This is a genomic window from Pseudomonas sp. FSL R10-2964 (assembly GCF_009600035.1).
Lineage (GTDB): Bacteria > Pseudomonadota > Gammaproteobacteria > Pseudomonadales > Pseudomonadaceae > Aquipseudomonas > Aquipseudomonas bubulae.
This window is the reverse complement of record NZ_WIWH01000128.1, coordinates 1-298: the sequence shown is the minus strand read 5'-3', so window position 1 is coordinate 298 and position 298 is coordinate 1. Positions and strand designations below refer to the sequence as shown.

Below are 298 nucleotides of genomic sequence, written 5' to 3'. Positions count from 1 at the left end.
GATGACGGGATCGAACCGCCGACCCTCTGCTTGTAAGGCAGATGCTCTCCCAGCTGAGCTAATCACCCTTGTACTTCACTTTCGTTGCGGGGCGCATTCTCTCACACTATTCGCGTAAGTGGTTGTTTTATTTGAATTTTTTATCAATCAAAGAAAACATGCATACACAAAAAAGCCTGCACAAGGCAGGCTTTTTGTTGATCACAAGCGTTCAAGGGGCTTGTGTTCAGAATATGGCGCAGCGGACGGGACTCGAACCCGCGACCCCCGGCGTGACAGGCCGGTATTCTAACCGACT

The 298-nt window shown here is 50.3% G+C and carries 1 protein-coding gene; it reads left to right on the top strand.

Translation table 11 applies throughout. The annotated features are described in order from the left end of the window. Positions 1–68 precede the first annotated feature (68 nt). Positions 69–298: hypothetical protein (locus GHN92_RS24075; RefSeq protein WP_218580747.1), on the top strand; the 230-nt coding region annotated here is incomplete at its 3' end.